Origin of the sequence: Xanthomonas sp. GW (assembly GCF_014236815.1) — a bacterium.
Classification (GTDB): Bacteria; Pseudomonadota; Gammaproteobacteria; order Xanthomonadales; family Xanthomonadaceae; genus Xanthomonas_A.
Genome location: NZ_CP051189.1, coordinates 1,755,734 through 1,769,833, shown reverse-complemented (window position 1 = coordinate 1,769,833; position 14,100 = coordinate 1,755,734). Strand labels below are relative to the sequence as shown.

12 protein-coding genes are annotated in these 14,100 nt (G+C 68.6%); 8 read left to right on the top strand and 4 right to left on the bottom strand.

Features of this window, described 5'->3' with window-relative positions; translation table 11 throughout:
* The first annotated feature begins 34 nt into the window (after positions 1-34).
* Genes HEP73_RS07445 through HEP73_RS07425 form a run of 5 tightly spaced genes read left to right on the top strand, consistent with a single transcriptional unit; the run spans position 35 to position 5,750 of the window.
* Positions 35-1,963: a HAMP domain-containing methyl-accepting chemotaxis protein gene (locus HEP73_RS07445; protein ID WP_221899385.1), complete on the top strand. Its 1,929-nt coding sequence runs from the start codon at positions 35-37 to the stop codon at positions 1,961-1,963.
* A 9-nt stretch (positions 1,964-1,972) separates the two neighbouring features.
* Positions 1,973-2,506: a chemotaxis protein CheW gene (locus HEP73_RS07440; protein WP_185815827.1), complete on the top strand. Its 534-nt coding sequence runs from the start codon at positions 1,973-1,975 to the stop codon at positions 2,504-2,506.
* 53 nt (positions 2,507-2,559) lie between these two features.
* A complete protein-coding gene (locus HEP73_RS07435; protein ID WP_458309681.1) occupies positions 2,560-3,819 on the top strand; it encodes an EAL domain-containing response regulator in 1,260 nt (419 codons plus the stop codon).
* A gap of 13 nt (positions 3,820-3,832) precedes the next feature.
* Positions 3,833-4,639: a CheR family methyltransferase gene (locus HEP73_RS07430; RefSeq protein ID WP_185822696.1), complete on the top strand. Its 807-nt coding sequence runs from the start codon at positions 3,833-3,835 to the stop codon at positions 4,637-4,639.
* 31 nt (positions 4,640-4,670) lie between these two features.
* Positions 4,671-5,750 (top strand): protein-glutamate methylesterase/protein-glutamine glutaminase, encoded by a 1,080-nt coding sequence (locus HEP73_RS07425; protein ID WP_185822695.1) that lies wholly within the window; start codon positions 4,671-4,673, stop codon positions 5,748-5,750.
* A 119-nt stretch (positions 5,751-5,869) separates the two neighbouring features.
* Here the strand turns inward: HEP73_RS07425 and HEP73_RS07420 are convergent, their stop codons facing one another.
* Together HEP73_RS07420 and HEP73_RS07415 are read right to left on the bottom strand one after the other, a co-directional pair.
* The gene (locus HEP73_RS07420; protein ID WP_185822694.1) at positions 5,870-7,426 is read right to left on the bottom strand and encodes a phospholipase D family protein; all 1,557 of its coding nucleotides are present in this window, start codon (positions 7,424-7,426) and stop codon (positions 5,870-5,872) included.
* 68 nt (positions 7,427-7,494) lie between these two features.
* Entirely contained in the window at positions 7,495-8,313 is an 819-nt protein-coding gene (locus HEP73_RS07415) for a helix-turn-helix transcriptional regulator (protein ID WP_185822693.1), read from the bottom strand.
* Positions 8,314-8,504: 191 nt separating this feature from the next.
* On the opposite strand from HEP73_RS07415, the gene HEP73_RS07410 reads away from it, so the two are divergent.
* Entirely contained in the window at positions 8,505-9,905 is a 1,401-nt protein-coding gene (locus HEP73_RS07410) for an MFS transporter (protein WP_185822692.1), read from the top strand.
* 38 nt (positions 9,906-9,943) lie between these two features.
* On the top strand, positions 9,944-11,938 hold the full coding sequence (locus HEP73_RS07405) for a glycoside hydrolase family 127 protein (RefSeq protein ID WP_185822691.1): 1,995 nt from the start codon (positions 9,944-9,946) through the stop codon (positions 11,936-11,938).
* Between the two features lie 25 nt (positions 11,939-11,963).
* Here the strand turns inward: HEP73_RS07405 and HEP73_RS07400 are convergent, their stop codons facing one another.
* Complete coding sequence (locus HEP73_RS07400) at positions 11,964-12,224, bottom strand: SHOCT domain-containing protein (RefSeq protein ID WP_185822690.1); 261 nt, start codon at positions 12,222-12,224, stop codon at positions 11,964-11,966.
* Positions 12,225-12,260: 36 nt separating this feature from the next.
* Positions 12,261-13,010, bottom strand: coding sequence for a 2,3-diphosphoglycerate-dependent phosphoglycerate mutase (gene gpmA, locus HEP73_RS07395; protein ID WP_053834518.1), 750 nt, complete (start codon positions 13,008-13,010; stop codon positions 12,261-12,263).
* Positions 13,011-13,360: 350 nt separating this feature from the next.
* On the opposite strand from gpmA, the gene nfi reads away from it, so the two are divergent.
* Positions 13,361-14,077, top strand: coding sequence for a deoxyribonuclease V (gene nfi / locus HEP73_RS07390; protein WP_185822689.1), 717 nt, complete (start codon positions 13,361-13,363; stop codon positions 14,075-14,077).
* Positions 14,078-14,100: the final 23 nt, after the last annotated feature.

Genomic DNA, 14,100 nt, shown 5'->3' with positions numbered 1-14,100 from the left:
ATTCCATCAAGAGATCACGCGCGTGTTTGCCAACATGAAAATCGGTACAAGAATCGGCCTGGGCTTCGCCTCGGTGCTGCTGTTGATGCTCGGCATGGGCCTGTTCGCCACCGACAAGCTGGCCCAGGTCAACCAGTCCTCGACCGACATGGCCGAGAACTGGATGCCCAGCATCCGCTACATCCAGCAGATGAACACCAACACCTCCGACCTGCGCGTGGCCGAGCTGCAGCACGTGGTCAGCGAGCACCCGGAGGAAATGGCCAAGTTGGATCAGGTCATGGACAAGATCCTGGCCGACTACGCGAGCAACCGCGACCATTACGTCAAGCTGATCTCCTCGCCCGAGGAGAAGGCCGACTACGACGACTTCGCGCACAAGTTCGACGAGTACCTGGCGCTGCACAAGCAGGTGCTGCAGCTGTCGCGCGAGCTCAAGACCAGCGAGGCGATGGCCCTGCTCAACGGCCGCCAGCAGACCCTGTTCGACGATTCCTCGGCGACCCTGGACAAGCTGGTCGAGATCAACGTCAAGGGCGGCGAAGCCGCCAGCGCGCAGGGCGATGCGCTGTACGCCAGCGCGCGCAGCTGGATCGTCGCGGTGATCGCGGTATGCGTGCTGCTCGGCGCCGGCATCTCGGTGTTCATCGTGCGCGGGCTGATGCGCCTGCTTGGCGGCGAGCCGGCCTACGTGGCCGAGATCGCCAACAAGGTGGCGCAGGGCGATCTGGCCCTGGACGTCAGGACACGCGCCAACGACAACGGCAGCGCGCTGTATGCGATGCGCAGCATGGTCGAGCGGCTGAAGCTGGTCATCGACGGCCAGCGCCGCGTGATCCAGGCCGCCAACCGCGGCGACTTCTCCGAACAAGTGGCACTGGACGGCTTGGCCGGTTTCCAGCGCGAGATGGGCCAGGGCCTGAACGATCTGGTCGGCACCACCGGCAACAGCATCCAGGACGTGGTGCGGGTGATGAGCGCGCTGTCCGATGGCGACCTGACCCAGAGCATCGACAAGAGCTACGACGGTGCCTACGCGGAGATGAAGAACTACGTCAACGACACCATCGCGCGCCTGTCGCAGGTGGTCAGCGAGGTCAACGGCAGCGCCGAGGCGCTGGCCAGCGCCTCGGAGGAAGTCAGCGCCACCGCGCAGTCGCTGAGCCAGGCGGCCAGCGAGCAGGCGGCCGGAGTCGAGGAGACCAGCGCCGCGATCGAGCAGATGACCGCCTCGATCGCGCAGAACACCGAGAACGCCAAGGTCACCGACGGCATGGCCAGCAAGGCCTCCAGCCAGGCGCTGGACGGCGGCGAATCGGTCCGCGCCACGGTGCAGGCGATGAAGCAGATCGCGCAGAAGATCGGCATCATCGACGACATCGCCTACCAGACCAACCTGCTGGCGCTGAACGCGGCGATCGAAGCCGCGCGCGCCGGCGAGCACGGCAAGGGCTTCGCGGTCGTTGCCGCGGAAGTGCGCAAGCTGGCCGAACGCAGCCAGGTCGCCGCGCAGGAGATCGGCGACGTCGCCGGCTCCAGTGTCGAACTGGCCGAGAACGCCGGCAAGCTGCTCGATCAGATGGTGCCGTCGATCAAGCGCACCTCCGACCTGGTACAGGAAATCACCGCCGCCTCCGAGGAACAGGCCTCGGGCGTGAGCCAGATCAATACCGCGGTCGGCCAGCTCAACCAGACCACCCAGCAGGCCGCATCCAACTCCGAGGAGCTGGCCGCCACCGCCGAGGAAATGAGCGGCCAGGCCGAGCAACTGCAGCAGCTGATGAGCTTCTTCAAGCTCGCCGGCGTGGCCCCGCCGCGCCGCGCGGCGACCGCGACCGCAGCCGCGCGCAAGCCGCCGCAGCCCGCCCGCGCCCCAGCGCGCAAGCCGTTCGTGCGTTTCGCCGACAGCCAGCTCGCGCTGGCCGGCGCTGCGCCGGACGAAGCCAATTTCGACAGTTTCTGAGGACCAGCCATGAACGCTCACGCATCCACCGTCCCGTTCGGCGGCACCGATCTCGCTCCCGACCAGTTCCTGACCTTCCTGCTCGGCAAGGAGATGTTCGGCGTCGGCATCCTCGGCATCAAGGAAATCATCGAATACCGCACGCCGACCGACGTGCCGATGATGCCGCCGGCCTTGCGCGGGGTGATCAACCTGCGCGGCGCGGTGGTGCCGGTGGTGGACCTGCAGCAACGCTTCGGCCGCGCCGCCAGCGAGGTCACCAAGCGCACCTGCATCGTCATCGTCGAAGTCGCCAACGGCAACGAGCGCCAGGTGCTGGGGCTGCTGGTGGACGCGGTCAGCGAAGTGCTGGAGATCGCCGCCGCCGACATCGCCCCGGCCCCCGCGTTCGGCGCCGGCATCCGCCGCGATTTCATCCACGGCATGGGCAAGGTCGGCGAACGTTTCGTGATCCTGCTCGATGCCGATGCGGCGCTGTCCACCCAGGAGTTCGTCGCCATGGCCGGCGTCGAGTCGGCTGCCGAGGAAGGCATGGCCGCCTGAGTTTCCCGCGCGGCGTGGCGCCTCGCGCCGCGTCCACCTTGCCCACCGACGGAATCCGCATGTCGCTCGCCCCCGAAATCGCCACGCTCAGCCAATTCGGTACGGTCCTGGTCGTCGACGACAGCCATGTCCAGCGCGAGCATGCGCTGGCGCTGTGCCTGCGGCTGGGCGCGGTGGCGGTGGAGGGCGTGCCGGACGGCCATGCGGCGTTGGCGCGGGTGAGCCAGGGGCCGGCGCCGGGGCTGTTGATCGTGGATCTGGAAATGCCCGGCATGGACGGCGTACAGCTGCTCGATGCGCTGGCCCGCTGCAACGTGCGCGTGCCGATCGTGGTCGCCTCGCAACGCGGCTCGGCGCTGATCGACTCGGTGCTGCAGGTCGGCCGCGCCAGCGGCCTGCAGGTGCTGGCCGGCCTGGAAAAGCCGCTGCGCGCGGCCGAACTCGATGCGGCGTTGCAGGCGCACCCGCAGCCGCTGCCGGCCGCGCGCAACGACGCCGGCGCCGGCGATCCGACCGACGCGGCGATGCTGCACGAGGCGCTGCGCCGCGGCGACATCGAAGTGGCGTACCAGCCCAAGGTGGACATGCGCAGCGGCCAGGTCAGCGGCGTGGAAGCGCTGGCGCGCTGGCGGCATCCGCAGAACGGGCAGATCGCGCCGGACCGCTTCATCGCCCTGGCCGAACGCGAAGGCCTGATCCATGCGCTGACCGCCAGCGTCGCCGACCAGGCGATGGCGCGGCTGGCGACCTGGAAGCAGTCCGGCTTCCGCCTGACCCTGGCGATCAACGTGTCGCCGTGCCTGCTGCAGGACCCCGGGCTGCTCGACGAACTGCAAACGCAACTGCGCCGCCACGGACTGGTGCCGGCCGACGTGATCCTGGAGATCACCGAAAGCTCGCTGGTCGAGGCCAGCGCGCTGGGCATGCTGGCACGGCTGCGGCTGCAGGGCTTCGGCCTGTCGCTGGACGACTACGGCACCGGCTTCTCCTCGCTGCAACAGCTGACCCGCATCCCCTTCACCGAACTGAAGATCGACCGCATCTTCGTGCACGACGCGCACCGCAGCCGCAATCTGCGCACCGTGCTCGAATCGGCGCTGGGCATGGCCCAACGGCTGGGCCTGAGCACCGTCGCCGAAGGCATCGAAACGGTCGAGGACTGGCAACTGCTGCAGGAACTGGGTTGCGACCTGGGCCAGGGCTATCTGCTGGCGCGGCCGATGGGCGGCGGCGCGCTGACTACCTGGCTGCTCGAGCACCAGACCCGGCTGCAGGAACACGGCCCCACCTCGGCGCAAGCGCCGCACCACTGACTCCCGGACCACCATGACCAGCACCGACACCATCACCGAGCAGGAATTCGGCAGGTTCCAGCGCTTCATCTTCGACGCCGCCGGCATCACCATTTCCCCGGCCAAGAAGGCGATGCTGTGCGGGCGCCTGGGCAAGCGCCTGAAGGCGCATTCGCTGCAGACCTACACCCAGTACATGAAGCTGCTGGAAAGCCGCGAAGGCAGCGGCGAGGTGCAGACCGCGATCGACCTGCTGACCACCAACGAAACCTACTTCTTCCGCGAACCCAAGCACTTCGACCTGCTGCGCAAGCTGGCCAGCGAGCACAAGGGCAACGCGCCGTTCCGCATCTGGAGCGCGGCCAGTTCCACCGGCGAGGAGGCCTACAGCATGGCGATGGTGCTGGACGACACGCTGCAAGGTCGCGCCTACGAAGTGGTCGGCACCGACATCAGCACCCGCGTGCTGGCCAAGGCGCGCACCGGCCACTATCCGCTGCAGCGCATCGAGCACATGCCGCCCGCCCTGCTCAAGCGCTACTGCCTGAAAGGCCGCGGCGAATACGAAGGTAGCCTGCTGATCGACCGCAAGCTGCGCGACAACGTGCGCTTCCTGCACGCCAACCTCAATGCGTCGCTGCCCAACCTCGGCCAGTTCGATGTGATCTTCCTGCGCAACGTGATGATCTACTTCAACGGCCAGACCAAGCGCGAAGTGGTCGCGCGGGTGCTGTCCACGCTCAAGCGCGGCGGCATCTTCTGCATCGGCCATTCGGAAAGCCTCAACGACGTCAACAACGAAGTCGTGCAGGTGGCGCCGTCGGTCTACCGCAAGCCATGAGCGCCCCTGCTGCATCTACAAGGAACGACCGATGACGACGACGATCAAGGCCATGGTGGTCGACGATTCGGCGGTGGTGCGCCAGGTGCTGGTGGCGGTGCTCAACGACGCGCCCGGGATCGAGGTGATCGCCGCGGCCGCCGATCCGCTGCTGGCGATCGAGAAAATGCGCCAACAATGGCCGGACGTGATCGTGCTGGACGTGGAAATGCCGAAGATGGACGGCATCACCTTCCTGCGCAAGATCATGAGCGAGCGTCCCACCCCGGTGGTGATCTGTTCCACCCTCACCGAAAAGGGCGCGCGGGTGACCATGGACGCGCTGGCCGCCGGCGCGGTGGCGGTGGTGACCAAGCCCAAGCTCGGGCTGAAGCAATTCCTTACCGACTCGGCCGAGGAACTCGTCGCCACGGTGCGCACCGCCGCGCGCGCCAACGTCAAGCGCCTGGCCGCGCGCCGCGCCGCGCCGCCGGTGGAAGCGGAGGTCAAGCACACCGCCGACGTGATCCTGCCGGCGCAGGGCGGGCGCCCGTTGGCGCAGACCACCGAACGGGTGATCGCGATCGGCACCTCCACCGGCGGCACCCAGGCGCTGGAGGAAGTGCTGACCGCGCTGCCGCGGGTCAGCCCCGGCATCGTCATCGTCCAGCACATGCCGGAGAAGTTCACCGCCGCGTTCGCCGCGCGGCTGGACAGCCTGTGCCAGATCGCGGTGAAGGAAGCGGCCAACAACGATCGCGTGGTCCCGGGCCGCGCGCTGATCGCGCCCGGCGGCAAACACATGCTGCTGCGCCGCAGCGGCGCGCAGTATTTCGTCGAGGTGGTGGACGGGCCGCCGGTGAACCGGCATCGGCCGTCGGTGGACGTGCTGTTCCGCTCCACCGCGCGCGCCGCCGGCGCCAATGCGCTGGGCATCATCATGACCGGCATGGGCGACGACGGCGCGGTCGGCCTGCTGGAGATGCGCCAGGCCGGCGCGCGCACCGTGGCCCAGGACGAACAGAGCAGCATCGTGTTCGGCATGCCCAAGGAAGCGATCAAGCGCGGCGGCGCGGAAAAGATCCTGCCGCTGGGCTCGATGGCGCGCGAGATCGTGCAGCAGCTGACCTAGCGCGGCTCGCCGCCGCCGAAATGCCGTCCCTGTAGGAGCGGCTTCAGCCGCGACAGGCATTACCGACAGAACCTGTCGCGGCTGAAGCCGCTCCTACAATTTCGCTACGGTCCGTGCCGCTACAGCTGCGACTCCACCGGCAACCAACCGATCACGCGCGCCGCGGCACGCCGCCAGATCCCCGCCTCCGGCTCGCGCTCCCAGGTCGTTGGCGGTCGCGCCGCGGCGTCGTGCCAGCGCACCGCGTCGTCCTGCAGCGCCAGCCGGTAGCTGACCGGCGCCGACACCTTCGTCCGGTACAGCCGCTCGAGTTCGGCCGCCGCCGCGCGATCGCGGAACAGCAGGCCCATCTCGGTATTGAGATTCATCGAGCGCGGGTCGAGATTGAACGAGCCGATGAAGCCTTCGCGCCCATCGACCACGAACGCCTTGGTGTGCAGGCTGGCGCCGCTGGAGCCGAACAGGCTGCCGCCCGGATCGCCCTGCGGCTTGAGCTCGAACAGCGCCACACCCTGGCGCAGCAGCGGCACCCGGTAGCCGGCATAGCCGCCGTGCACCGCGATCACGTCGTTGGCCGCCAGCGAATTGGTCAGCACGCCGACCGCGACGCCGCGCTGGCGCAGCTGGCCGATCCAGCGCATGCCCTCCGCGCCCGGCACGAAGTACGGCGAGATCAGCGCCAGTTCGCGCTGCGCTCGCGCCATCTCGCCGACCAGCCGCGGCGTCATCCAGTCCGCGCGCGGCGGCGCGCCTTCGGCCTTCTCCGGCGGGTCGGACACGATCGACGCCTCGGCGCTCCAGTGGATCGGGCGATCGCCCTCGACCAGGTTGCGCACGCTGGGCGCCTGCCGCAGGCGCTGCACGTAGGGATGCGCCCGCGCCGAGCCCAGCCCGGCATCGATGCTGGCGCGCAGCCTGGGCAGCGCCTCCGGCTCGGCCTGCACCAGCGCGCCGAGCGGCACCGCGGTGCGGCTGTTCCAGTAGGCGTCGAAGATCTGCGTGGCCTGCGCCACCGCCGGCCCGATCACCGCCACATCGGTGTCCATGAAGTTGGTATCGCGCGCCGCATCGAAGTATTCGTCGCCGACGTTGCGCCCGCCCACCACCGCCATGCGCCCGTCGGCGATCCAGGCCTTGTTGTGCATGCGCCGGTTGACGCTGAAAAAGCGCAGCACCAGCTCCACCCCGCGCATCAGCGTGCCTTCGCGCGCCCGGGTCGGGTTGAACAGCCGCACCTCGATCAGCGGATGACTGTCCAGTGCAGCCAGCACCGAATTGCTGCCGTGCACGTTCATGTCGTCCAGCAGCAGGCGCACCCGCACGCCGCGGTCGGCGGCGCGCAACAGCTCGTTGTAGAGCAGGTTGCCGGTGAAATCCGCATGCCAGATGTAGTACTGCAGGTCCAGGCTGCGTCCGGCCGCGCGCGCGGCCGCCGCACGCACCGCGAACGCCTCGACGTTGTCGGGCAGGATCACCATGCCGCTGTGCCCGGGATGCGCGGCGGTCAACGGCGCCACCACCCGGTCGATCGGGGTCTGCAGCGCGGTCGCCAGCAAGGCGTGGCTGGCCGGCCCCTGCGCGCGGTCGGCGAAGCGGCCGTAGCCGTACAGCGCCGCCAGCGAGGCCAGCACGAACGCGGCCAGGGCGATGCCGCTCCATTTCAGCGCCTTCTTCATCTTGCGGACTCTCCGTGACATCGGCGCAGTGTAGGCAATGCCCTGTGTAGGCCGCTGCGCGAACGCGCTCACCCCGAGTTGATGTGCTCCTTGCAGTACAACCGCCGATACGCGGTCGGGGTCATGCCCAGGCGTTGGCGGAAGATGCGGCGGAAATAGCCGCAATCGCTGAAGCCGGCGCGCTGCGCGACTTCGTCGACGGTGCAGGTGTTCACCAGCAGCAGTTTCTCGGCAAAGGCGATGCGCTGGCGATGGATCGCCTCGGTCAGCGTGGTGCCGAACGCGCGGCGGTAGATGCGGCCCAGGTAGTCCGGATTGCAATGCAGTTGCGCGGCCAGCGTGGACGCGGTGAGCGCAGTGTGGAACTGGGTGCCGATCAGCTGCTTGGCGCGGTACGCCAGCGCCACGCCGGCGCGATCGGAGTCGTGCGGATCGGGCCAGGCGCCGGCCACGCATTGCAGCATCGACAGCACGATCGGCTCCAGCATCGGCAGCGTGCGCCGTTCTTCCTGCTCGCCGAGGAACCAGCGGAACAGGCCGACGAAACGCTCTGGATCGCGGATCGCAGTGCGTTGCGGCATCGACAGCAGCGTCGCCTCGTCCGCGGCGACGGCGTTCGGCGCCAGTTCGAAATGCACCCAGTAGAACCGCAGCTCGTCGGAGAAGCGGCCCAGGCCGGCGTGTTCGCGGCCCGGCCACAGGATCAGCGTCTCGCCGGGGCCGATATGAAAGTCGTCGTCCTGTTCGCGGATCGACAAGGTGCCGCGCTCGACGAAGATCAGCTCGTAGGACTGGATCACCCGCGTCGGGTGCGCGCCGACCCCGCGGGAAATGAACAGTCCGCCGTTCTGCACCCGGATCGGATAGGCGACTGCGAGTTCGAGCATGTCGGAAGCGTCTCCCTGGGAGAATGGCACGCTGCACTGCAGCAAATAAAGCGCGGCATCGCCGCATGCGCCGCCGTAGCCGCGCAGGTCGGAATCGTACCGTTTTTATACCGCACCGGCTCTTGTTCCGATGCCGCCGGCATGCGACTTTGCGGTGGCGCCGCATCCCGCGCCCGCCAGGAACCGTCCCGTTGAATGCGACCGCCGTTGGCCCCGTTGCCGCAGGCGCCGAACAGGCCGCCACGCACCGCCTCTCGCGCCTGGAAAAGTTCGGCTACGGCCTGGGCGATGCCGGCGGCACCATCGTCACCTGCCTGATCGCCAACTTCCTCACGTTCTTCTACACCGATGTGTTCGGCCTGACCCCGGCGCTGGTGGGCACGCTGTTCACCGTGCTGCGCATCGCCGACGCGGTGTCCGATCCGCTGATGGGCCTGCTCGCCGACCGCACTCGCAGCCGCTGGGGCCGCTTCCGCGGCTGGCAGCTGTGGATCGCCTTGCCGATCGGCATCGCCTGCGTGCTGACCTTCAGCACCCCGCAGCTGAGCTACGCGGCCAAGGTCGCCTACGCCTTTGCCAGCTATTTCCTGCTGTCGCTGTTCTACACCGCGATCAACGTGCCGTATTGCGCACTGATCAACAGCATGACCAGCGACCACCGCGAAGTGGTGTCGGCGCAGTCGTGGCGGTTCGTGCTGTGCGGCATCGCCGGCTTCCTGGTCTCGGTCGGGCTGCCGTGGCTGGTGCGGGTGCTCGGCAATGGCGATACCGCGCACGGCTATCAGCTCGGCGTGGGCGTGCTCAGCGTGCTGGCGGTGGCGATGTTTCTTTGCTGCTTCTTCGCCGTGCGCGAGCGCGTGCCGGTCAGCCTGCTGGGCGAGGCCGGCATCGGCGAGCACCTGCGCGGGCTGTTGCGCAACGACCAGATGCGGCTGGTGCTGCTGATGTCGTTCCTGCTGATCAACGTATTCAACATCCGCGGCGGCGGCTATCTGTACTTCATCAGCTACGTGCTCGGCGGCGGCGCCGGCTACACCTCGCTGTTCTTCGCGATGGTGGCGCTGGCCACGGTGCTCGGCGCGATCGTGGTCAACGCGCTGTGCCGCCGTTTCGATCCGCTGGCGCTGTACCTGCACACCAACCTGGCGCTGGCCGCGCTGGGCGTGCTGCAGTGGTGCATGCCCACCGGGCCGGCGCAGCAGACGCTGTGGCTGGGGCTGATCTTCGTCAACTGCCTGGTGCTGGGCTTCGCGCTGCCGCTGCACTTCTCGATCATGGCCTTCGCCGACGACTACGGCGCGTGGAAGAACCGCATCCGTTCCTCCGGCATCAACTTCGCCTTCAACCTGTTCTGCATCAAGCTGGCCTGGGCCTCGAGCGCGGTGGTGATCAGCTATCTGTTCGTGCGCGTGGGCTACCGCGCCGGCGCCGAGCACCAGACCGCCGCCTCGCTGCAGGCGATCACCCTGCTGGAAACGCTGATTCCGGCGGGCATCCACCTGCTGCTGGCCGCGGTGATCTACCGCTGCCGCCTGCGCCGGCCTCTGCTGGCCGAGATCGGTGCCGATCTGGCCGCGCGCCCGGTGCACTGACCCCCTCCCCTCTCTCCCTCCCCAGGATCGATTCCTCCATGCCGCTTTCGCTCGCCCCGCCGCCCGAACTCCCGCTCGACCGCCTGCGCATCGCCGACCCGTTCTGGCAGCGCTACCAGCGCCTGGTGCAGGAGGTGGTGCTGCCGTACCAGTGGGATGCGCTCAACGACAACGTCGCCGATGCCGAACCCAGCCATGCGATCGAAAACTTCCGCATCGCCGCCGGGCGCAGCGACGGCGCGTTCTACGGCATGGTGTTCCAGGACAGCGACGTGGCCAAGTGGCTGGAAGCGGTGGCCTACCTGCTCGCGCAGCATCCCGATCCGGCGCTGGAACGCGATGCCGACGCCACCATCGAACTGATCGGCGCCGCGCAGCAGGCCGACGGCTACCTCAACACCTATTTCACGGTGAAGGCGCCGGAGCAGCGCTGGACCAACCTGGCCGAATGCCACGAGCTGTACTGCGCCGGACACATGATCGAGGCCGGCGTCGCCTACCACCAGGCCACCGGCAAGCGCGCGTTGCTGGACATCGTGTGCCGGCTCGCCGACCACATCGACGCCACCTTCGGTCCAGGCCCGGACCAGTTGCATGGCTACCCCGGGCATCCGGAGATCGAACTGGCGCTGATGCGCCTGTACGAGGCCACCGGCGAACCGCGCTACCTGGCGCTGACCCGCTACTTCGTCGAGCAGCGCGGCACCGCGCCGCACTACTACGACGAGGAATACGAAAAGCGCGGGCGCAGCTTCTTCTGGGGCGGCCACGGGCCGGCGTGGATGATCGAGGACAAGGCCTACAGCCAGGCGCACGTGCCGGTCGCGCTGCAGACCACCGCGGTCGGCCACGCGGTGCGCTTCGTGTACCTGTACGCCGGCGTGGCGCACCTGGCGCGGCACAGCGGCGACGCCGAACTGCGCGCGACCTGCGAACGGCTGTGGGAGAACACCACGCAGCGGCAGCTGTACCTCACCGGCGCGATCGGCGCGCAGAGCTACGGCGAAGCCTTCAGCGTCGACTACGACCTGCCCAACGACACCGCCTACAACGAAAGCTGCGCCTCGATCGGGCTGATGATGTTCGCCAACCGCATGCTGCAGCTGGCGCCGGACAGCCGCTATGCCGACGTGATGGAGCGGGCGCTGTACAACACCGTGCTGGCCGGCATGGCCCTGGACGGGCGCCACTTCTTCTACGTCAATCCATTGGAAGTGCATCCGCCCACGGTGCACGGCAACCACGGCTTCGACCACGTCAAGCCGGTGCGCCAGCGCTGGTTCGGCTGCGCCTGCTGCCCGCCGAACATCGCCCGCGTGCTGACCTCGCTCGGCCACTACATCTACACCCGCCGCGACGACATGCTCTACGTGAATCTGTACGTCGGCAGCGATGCGGCGTTCGACGTGGACGGACAGACCCTGACCCTGCGCCAGCGCGGCGAGTACCCGTGGCAGGAACAGGTCGAACTGAGCGTGGACTGCGACGCGCCCATCGAAGCTGGACTGGCGCTGCGCCTGCCGGACTGGTGCCGCGCGCCGCAACTGCGGCTCAACGGCGAAGCGGTGGCGATCGAGGCGCATCTGCAGCACGGCTACTGCGTGCTGCGCCGGCGCTGGCAACGCGGCGACACCCTGCACCTGCACCTGCCGATGCCGGTGATGCGGGTCAGCGGGCATCCGCGCGTGCGCCATCTGGCCGGCAAGGTCGCGCTGCAGCGCGGGCCATTGGTGTATTGCCTGGAGCAGGCCGACAACGGCACGCAACTGCACCAGCTGCGCCTGCCCGCCGACGCGGCGATCCGCAGCGAACCCGGCAGCGGCACCCTGGCCGGCCAGGTGCTGCTGCAGGTCGAAGGCGAACGCCTGCACGGCCACGACGACGCGCAGGCCGACGCCTCGCCGCTGTATCGCTACGACGCGCCGCCGCCGTCGCGGCAGGCGCAGACCCTGACCTTCGTGCCCTACTTCGCCTGGGCCAACCGCGGCGAAGGCGAGATGCGGGTGTGGGTGGACGCGAGCGGCGACGACTGAGGCCGCTCGCCGCCGCGCCGCGCGCCTACAGATCGGCGAGGATCTGCTGGCGCCGGCGTTCGAATTCCGCCTGGTCGACCAGGCCTTGCGCGCGCAACGCATCGAGCGCGCGCAACCGCGTTTCCACCGATGCCGCGGGCGGCAGCGGTGGTGGCGCAGCGGCGCGGCGCGACGCTTGCGCACGCCGGTCGGCGCGCATCGCCAGCCACACCGCCGCGAACACAAGCACCGGCACCGCCAGCAAGACGAACAGAATCACGAAATGCCAGATGCTGAATGCGAACATCCCATCCTCCTTGATGCGAGGCGTAGCGCCAGCGTGTTACTTGGCCTTGCCCTGGTTGGCCACCGCCTCGGCCGCCTTCTTCGCCGCTTCCGGATCGCCGAGATAGCGGTAGGACTGCACCTTCAATTCGTCGTCCAGCTCGAACAGCAGCGGGATGCCGGTGGGGATATTGAGTTCCAGGATTTCCTCGCGCGAGACGCCGTTCAAATACTTGTACAGCGCGCGCAGCGAGTTGCCGTGCGCGGTGACCAGCACGGTCTGCCCGGCCTTCAGCTGCGGCGCGATCGCATCGTGCCAGTACGGCAGCACGCGCTCGAGCGTGGTCGCCAGCGACTCGGTGGCCGGCAACGCATTGCGGTCGAGCGTGGCGTAGCGGCGGTCGTGCAACGGATGGCCCGGATCGTCGGCGTCCATCGGCGGCGGCGGGATGTCGTAGGAACGGCGCCAGATCTTGACCTGCTCCTCGCCGTGCTTGGCCGCGGTCTCGGCCTTGTCCAGGCCCTGCAGGCCGCCGTAGTGGCGTTCGTTGAGGCGCCAGCTCTTGTGCACCGGCAGCCAGTCCTGATCCAGCTCCTTCAGCGCGCCCTGCAGGGTGTGGATGGCGCGCTTGAGCACCGAGGTGTGCGCCACGTCGAACTGCAGCCCCTCCTCGCGCAGCAGGCGCCCGGCGGCGGCGGCTTCCTGGCGGCCTTGCTCGGTGAGATCCACGTCCACCCAGCCGGTGAAGCGGTTATCCAGGTTCCACTGGCTCTGGCCATGGCGCAACAGTACGAGTTTGCGGGTCACTGCGACGGTCTCCGTTGGGGGATGCGTGGGTCGTGCGGCCCTGGATTGTAGCGGGATGTGACGGCTGGGAATGGGGAAATGGGAATGGGGAATGGGAAACGGCCTGGCGTTCCAGCGCGCCTTGCCGTGGCGATCTGTCGCGGCTGAAGCCGCTCCTACAAGGCGCGCCGGGCTGGCGCTACGCCGGAACGCAAGCGGATCGGCGCTGACCACCGTCACCCTCTTGTCGAGACCGCGACCTCTCGTCGCAAGACATCGATCAGGAACCTGCTTCAACGACTCCCCATTCCCGTTTCCCCATTCCCAGCTCCTCCACGCCACAGCCACGACCACCGCGCGATCATCGCTACATGGACACTTCTTCGCACACGGTCTTCGGCGACTGGGACGGCAGCATCGTGCAGGCGCGGGCGCTGCAGGCCACGCTGGCCAAGCAGGTGCGGCTGCACGACGAAGTGCCGGACCCGCCGCGCTGGCTGGCCGGGTTCGACGTCGGTTTCGAGGACGAAGGCCGCATCACCCGCGCCGCCGCCGTGCTGATCGATGCCGACACCCTGCAACCGCAGCAGGCAGAGATCGCCCGCGTGCCGACTTCGATGCCCTACGTGCCGGGACTGCTTAGCTTTCGCGAACTGCCGGCGCTGCTGGCCGCGCTGGCCCTGCTGCGGCAGCGTCCGGACCTGGTGTTCGTCGATGGCCAGGGCATCGCCCATCCGCGCCGGCTCGGCATCGCCGCGCACTTCGGCGTGATCAGCGGCCTGCCCAGCATCGGCGTGGCCAAGAAGCTGTTGGCTGGCCGCTACGACGAACCCGGGCCGCAGGCCGGCGACCGCAGCCCCATCGTGCACCGCGGCGACACCGTCGGCTGGGCGCTGCGCAGCAAGTCGCGCTGCAATCCGCTGATCGTCTCGCCCGGCCACCGCGTCGCGGTGGACAGCGCGCTGGACTGGACCCTGCGCTACCTGCGCGGCTACCGGCTGCCGGAACCGACCCGTCTGGCCGACCGGCTGGCCTCGCGCCGCGGCGAGGTCGCGGTGCAGGCAGCCGACAGCGGGCAGTTGTTCTGAATCGAGCCGCTACGCGCCGATGC